This window comes from Sporomusa sp. (genome assembly GCF_057736855.1).
In genome coordinates, this window is the sequence record NZ_JBYKYF010000186.1 from 1 (window position 1) to 6,087 (window position 6,087).

Genomic DNA, 6,087 nt, shown 5'->3' on the forward strand with positions numbered 1-6,087 from the left:
AGATATGAATTGGTGGATACTAGCCACCATCATCATATTGTGTGTGTAAAGTGCGGGCAAACGCAATGTATTGAATATTGTCCGATAGATCCCCAATTAATGCTCGTGTTACAAACACATGGATACGAATTAGTGCGTCACAACTTAGAGTTGTTTGGCGTATGTCGGCAATGTAATCTTTCCTGAGGAGTAATGTTATGGCTGAAATCAACTTACACAATATTACTTTCGGTTATAATACCGAACAAGTGCTTACTAACATCACTTTTACTGTAACAAGTGGTGAATTTGTAGTAGCGGTCGGTCCAAATGGGGCTGGGAAAAGTACACTGCTGAAAATTATGGCCGGTTTGCTAGAACCTTCAACTGGTCAAGTTTTGATCAATGGTGAGACAGTGCGTACTGCTGCCAGACGGGGAATGATCGGCTATGTACCCCAGTACTATGCTCAGAATACGGCGGCTTTTCCGGCTACAGTCGAGGAGATTGTGGCATTGGGGCTAGTGAATCACCCAAGGTCGCTTAGTGGTAAAGAATCGCGGCATATTGTCAGACATATGCTGGAATTAGTTGGGGCAGATAAGCTAAAAGACCGTCGGATTGGCGAATTATCCGGCGGTCAGCAGCAGCGGGTCATGGTAGCGCGGGCGCTGGCTGGTAACCCGCAATTATTACTATTAGATGAACCAACAAGCGGCATCGACTATGCTGCAAGCGCGAGAATTTATGAACTATTGAGCCAACTTAATAGTGCACTGGGAATTACCATTGTTATGGTTTCCCATGATATTGAGAACGCCACCCATTTTGCCAGCAAAGTAGCGTGCATAAATCGGAGTCTGTGTTTCTTTGGTGACAGTGAACAATTTCAATCCACTCATGCCTCTATGCGGCATTTATGGTACTATTCCGGCTTCACAGGCTAATTGGAAAAGTGGGGGATTTTATTTTGGAAATGTTGCAATACGATTTTATGGTACGGGCATTTTTAGCCGGGTTTATAACGGCTGTCATTTGTCCGGTTTTGGGAATGTTTATTGTAGTACGCCGGCAGTCGCTTATTGGTGACGGCCTGGGGCATATTGCTTTTGCCGGAGTAACAGGCGGTTATCTGGCCGGTATTTATCCGGCTCTAGGGGCCTTTACCTTAACCATTGCCGGGGCTATTGGCATTGAACTGGTACGCCGCCACCGTACACAAATGGCAGATACCGCGTTGGCTATTTTTTTCTATTCAGGCATTGCGTTAGCGATAATATTTAGTACTATAACCCGAATACCCAGTGCCAGTTTACTAGGATTTCTGTTTGGCAGCATACTTACGGTGTCCTGGCAGGACGTTATGGTGATTATAGGGTGCGGTATTATTGTTTTAGGATTTGTTCTTAGTAATTTCAACAAACTTGTACTAGTTTCATTTGATGAGGAAGTGGCTAAAGTTGCTGGTATACGAACCAATGTGGTCAATATGGCATTAAGTATCGTTACCGCCATTACTGTGGTTACCGGAATGATGGTGGTCGGAATTCTTATGGTGAGTGCTTTAATGATCGTGCCAGTAGCGGCTGCGGAATTATTGGGAAAAGGCTTTAAGACTACACTGGTATGGGCCATTGTTTTGGCTGTAGTGTCGGTGAGTTGCGGTTTGACGGCAGCATTCTATTTGGATATTGCACCAGGTGGTTCAATTATTATTACTGCTATCTTATGTTACTTGGCAACGGCTATTTTCCGCCGTATTTGCCAGCTTTGGCATCAGACGGGCTCACAAAGCCAGGTATCTAACTTGTAATTTTTCTAGCAAATTTGATATAATCGGATTAAATTACTATTATACATAATTTAGGAGGATTACAATATGGAATACAACAGACAACAGGTTTGGCAACTTTTACGTCAGCATGTACAAAGTGAGGTCCTGTTACGCCATTGCCTCGCGGTAGAAATTGCGATGCGAGCCTATGCGGCAAAATTTGGTGAAGATGTTGAATACTGGGGAGCTGTCGGTTTGCTTCATGATATTGAATTTGAAAAGTTTCCCGCTGATCATCCTAATCATGCTAGGGAAATACTTTCTGCAGCTGGGTATGACAGTCAATTTATTACTGATGTGGAATCCCATGCTCGTGACTGGCAGCCAGAGCGTACGTTATTACAAAAAACACTTCTGGCAGTAGATGAACTGACAGGTTTTATCATTGCCTGTGCCTTGGTGCGTCCTGATAAAAGTTTAGCGAATTTAGAAGTAAAATCGGTTATGAAGAAAATGAAAGACAAGGCTTTTGCTCGTGCGGTAAACCGCGAAACGATTATGTCAAGTGCTGCTGCTATGGGTGTTGATTTAAAAGAGCATGTCGCATTTGTTACTCAGGCACTCGCTCAGGCGGTAACTTTACCTGAGTATCAGGAGTTGCCACTTATCAGTTAACGAATATTAAACATAAACTAGAGCGGGTGGGCATACAGATTAATAAGGACAGCTAAAAGGAGAGGGATAATGGTAAAACATGTTCTGAATAAGCTAACCGTTAATCTGGATGATGCCGATAGCCGGGAAAAATTATATAATCACATACTTATGCTCTTAAAGTGTCAGGAAGGGATAAAATTACGGCCGTTGGTGGTGTTGTGCATTGGCTCTGATCGCTATACCGGAGATTCTTTGGGACCATTAATTGGAACCCACTTGGCAGAATACACTGATTGCCATGTATATGGTACATTAGAACAGCCTGTTCACGCTGGTAATTTTATCGAAACACTAAATATTATCAAACAGCGATTTCATCATCCGATTATTATTGCAATTGACGCTTGTCTTGGAAAAAATCATGAAGTTGGCAATATTGAAGTTTGGCAAGGCGGATTGGCTGCAGGCATTGCGGTAGGTAATCGGCTGCCTACTGTTGGTGATATATCCATAATCGGGGTTGTGAATGCGCAAAGCCAGATAGGTTATCTTGATCTGCAGAGCACACCGCTGTCGAAGGTCATGAAAATAAGTAAAGTCATTAGTGAAGTGCTTACCGAAGCCGTTAATACTATATATGTTGAAGCTATGCCGGCCTGCACTCGCTCTATGGCTAAGTGAACTTGTTTTAGCGTGTATAAGTAAAACCCAAAGGCGAGATTGCCCTGCTAACGAGATATGACAGAAAGTATTTACTGTCAGCTCGTCAGCGAAGCTGTCTCGCCCTTTCTTTTAGCTTACCAGGATCATATTGATGTAAGTACGATTAAGGCTGCTGTCTAACTTGCCTGGATGGCGCTAGTGCCGATTGTGCCATAGAAAGCACAATCGGCGTCCTAAAGGACTTGACATAAGCCTTAATCTTTTCATTAGTGATTGGCTGTTATGATTATTCCTCCGGAAACAATTTGTCCCACATCATGTAAAGTACTACCAGCGTACCAGCAAAGAATACACCAATATCAGCAATATAACGTTCCAAGCGAAACCACGATCCTTTCAAACCGTATAAAGTTCTTACCTGGATTATATGCCACTTCGGATTACTAGCGCAAGTGGCATATAAATTTTTTTATTGACCAGGCACATTTATCTTGTCTATTCCATAGAATTTAAGCGACAGATTTTTCGGGGGGTGAATGACTGCATGGCTCTAACATTTATTACGGTTTTAGCAGCTTCGGTAATCAAAGGCATCACCCTGCTGGTCTCGTACATTGCAAATAACACCTTCCCTTTGCCGTTGTCGGAGAAAGATGAACGGATTTATCTGCAGCGGTTAAAGAATGGGGAGGAAGAAGCCCGTAATGTATTAATTGAACGCAATCTGAGATTGGTAGCTCATATTGTAAAGAAATTTGATAACACTGGCGAAGATGTTGATGATCTTATTTCCATTGGCACGATAGGCCTTATTAAAGCTATTAACACCTTTGATCCTGCCAAAAAGATCAGGCTGGCTACTTATGCCGCAAGATGTATTGAGAATGAAATACTTATGCATTTACGAAGTACCCGGCGCATACGAAGTGAGGTTAGTTTGTACGATCCGATTGGGGTCGATAAAGAAGGAAACGAAATAACATTAATCGATGTTCTCGGAACCGCCCCGGATGTTGTGGGAGAAGCAGTCGAAAGTCTATGTGAGCAAGAACGATTAAGCCGAGAAATTCGGCGATTGACAGCCCGCGAAAAATGGGTGCTGGAAATGCGATTCGGGATACCTGACGGCTGTCGAAAAACTCAGCGAGATATTGCTAAAATTTTAGGGATTTCTCGCAGCTATGTTAGTAGAATCGAAAAGCATGCGATAAACAAATTAGGTAAGACCTTGTCTGTAGATAACAACTCATCGAAATGAGACGTTACCAAGAAGAATAGAAGGGAAAAAGAGAACCTGCCATCAAAATATGAACTACATCCACAATTTTGACAGTGAAAAGAAAAGTCCCTTATCGTAGAATAAAGGCTCTTTGGTGCTAGTATATAACTGTGGACAATGAAGTAATCCCTTTAAGGGAGAAAGCAAAGGAAGTATCATAATAAATACTTTTTACATGGACAATATCCGTCCTCCCCTGTTTGATATAATGCAAGCAAAAGGCCTAATCGGCCCAGTATTATATCAAACAGGGGATTTTTTTGTGAATGTTAAGCGTATATCACGCTAAATCGCTTATAAATTTTAACATAATACATTGCGAGGGGGATTTCACATGAAAAAAGGCTTAACTGAACTGGTATTTATCATCGACAGGAGTGGCTCGATGGGAGGTCTGGAAAGTGATACCATAGGTGGGTTCAACGCTATGCTAAAAGAACAGCAGGCAGTGGAAGGTGAAGCTCTCGTGACAACTGTATTGTTCGATGATCAATACGAATTACTCCACGATAGGCTTGACATAAGGGCGGTTGCGCCGCTGACTGACAAGGATTATACAGTTCGAGGCACTACCGCGCTGCTTGATGCGTTAGGCAAAACAATCCATAAAATACATGCAGCGCAGAAACATACTGCCGAAATTTGCCGCGCAGAAAAAGTACTATTTGTTATTATTACCGACGGACTGGAAAATGCAAGCCGTGAGTATTCGGCGGATCGTATTAAAACATTGATAGAACACCAAAAGCAAAAGTATGGATGGGAGTTTGTATTCTTTGGTGCCAATATGGATGCCATAATGGAAGCAGGGAAACTCGGTATAGCAGCAGATCGCGCGCAAAATTATTGTGCTAATGCCATAGGAACAAGTGCAGTATACATGGCCATGTCGGCTTTTTCTACGGCATACAGAAGCGGAAGGCCATTAACCGGATTAATCAATCCAACAGGAGCTAACATAAAATCTGTTAACAATTCGTCAAATGATGCTACTCATGGTGAATTCAAGACAGCTTTTGCTAATTTGAAGGCAGCGGTTAGTGGTGCAAAAGGGGCGGCGGATGAATTAGCAGGTGTTTTCGGGGATATTGTTAAAGCGGCAGCAGCAAATAATGGCAAAATACCTGATGTGAATGATATTGCTCGACAGGTTTTAGAAGAAGAGCTAAAAGAACTAGAGGCAAATGGTGGCGATATTGCAAGGCGTAATGAGCTTCGGGATATTTTAAAGCGATAAAGAATGTATTACGTTAACAGGAGGTAGAAATGAAATTAAGTGATTTATTAAACCCACCCTGCCCCAAATGCCCCTATACTCTCGGTCAGGTACAGTTTGTCAATGATCCTTGTCCCAATTGTAAATTAAATAACTATCAAATGTATCACAGACTAACGAAAGACAAATGTATGACCCGAGGTTCTAGGAAACCTTCTTAGAACAACATAAAACACCTTTAGTCATTATTAAAATAGCGACTAAAGGTGTTTTTGTCAGGTAACTACCACTCACAGTAGTAAATATACCGATTCAGTTTGGTACCGCAAGTGCGGGTACATTTTGTATGAAGCAGGATAGCAAAGTTATAACATAGAATCTTATACATAGTTTGCCAATATTGGATAACTATGTATAGTTGCTCCACAGAGTTTGTAAAGTGATACTATGTCAAGTTAATGGATACTCAAAACTGAGAAAAATTTAAGATAACTTTAATTCCTGGTAATATTTACGTTC

7 protein-coding genes are annotated in these 6,087 nt (G+C 41.8%); all 7 read left to right on the forward strand.

Features of this window, described 5'->3' with window-relative positions; all coding sequences use genetic code 11:
* A partial coding sequence (locus AC29Z1_RS11960) for a Fur family transcriptional regulator (protein WP_488271694.1) occupies positions 1-186 on the forward strand: 186 nt, incomplete at its 5' end.
* Positions 187-197: 11 nt separating this feature from the next.
* Positions 198-926 carry a metal ABC transporter ATP-binding protein gene (locus AC29Z1_RS11965; protein ID WP_488271695.1) on the forward strand — a complete coding sequence of 243 codons (729 nt, stop codon included), beginning with the start codon at positions 198-200 and terminating at the stop codon, positions 924-926.
* Positions 927-955: 29 nt separating this feature from the next.
* Positions 956-1,792: a metal ABC transporter permease gene (locus AC29Z1_RS11970; protein WP_488271700.1), complete on the forward strand. Its 837-nt coding sequence runs from the start codon at positions 956-958 to the stop codon at positions 1,790-1,792.
* 66 nt (positions 1,793-1,858) lie between these two features.
* Entirely contained in the window at positions 1,859-2,428 is a 570-nt protein-coding gene (locus AC29Z1_RS11975; protein ID WP_488271696.1) for an HDIG domain-containing metalloprotein, read from the forward strand.
* Positions 2,429-2,497: 69 nt separating this feature from the next.
* Positions 2,498-3,091, forward strand: a complete 594-nt coding sequence (gene yyaC / locus AC29Z1_RS11980) for a spore protease YyaC (RefSeq protein ID WP_488271697.1) — start codon at positions 2,498-2,500, stop codon at positions 3,089-3,091.
* A gap of 526 nt (positions 3,092-3,617) precedes the next feature.
* Positions 3,618-4,331 carry an RNA polymerase sporulation sigma factor SigK gene (gene sigK, locus AC29Z1_RS11985; protein WP_488271698.1) on the forward strand — a complete coding sequence of 238 codons (714 nt, stop codon included), beginning with the start codon at positions 3,618-3,620 and terminating at the stop codon, positions 4,329-4,331.
* A gap of 355 nt (positions 4,332-4,686) precedes the next feature.
* Positions 4,687-5,589, forward strand: a complete 903-nt coding sequence (locus tag AC29Z1_RS11990; RefSeq protein ID WP_488271699.1) for a vWA domain-containing protein — start codon at positions 4,687-4,689, stop codon at positions 5,587-5,589.
* The last annotated feature ends 498 nt before the right edge of the window (positions 5,590-6,087 follow it).

Coding starts and splice junctions, on each gene's coding strand:
- AC29Z1_RS11965 (WP_488271695.1), top strand. CDS start 198: ATGGCTGAAATCAACTTACACAATATTACTTTCGGTTATAATACCGAA.
- yyaC (WP_488271697.1), top strand. CDS start 2,498: ATGGTAAAACATGTTCTGAATAAGCTAACCGTTAATCTGGATGATGCC.
- sigK (WP_488271698.1), top strand. CDS start 3,618: ATGGCTCTAACATTTATTACGGTTTTAGCAGCTTCGGTAATCAAAGGC.
- AC29Z1_RS11975 (WP_488271696.1), top strand. CDS start 1,859: ATGGAATACAACAGACAACAGGTTTGGCAACTTTTACGTCAGCATGTA.
- AC29Z1_RS11970 (WP_488271700.1), top strand. CDS start 956: ATGTTGCAATACGATTTTATGGTACGGGCATTTTTAGCCGGGTTTATA.
- AC29Z1_RS11990 (WP_488271699.1), top strand. CDS start 4,687: ATGAAAAAAGGCTTAACTGAACTGGTATTTATCATCGACAGGAGTGGC.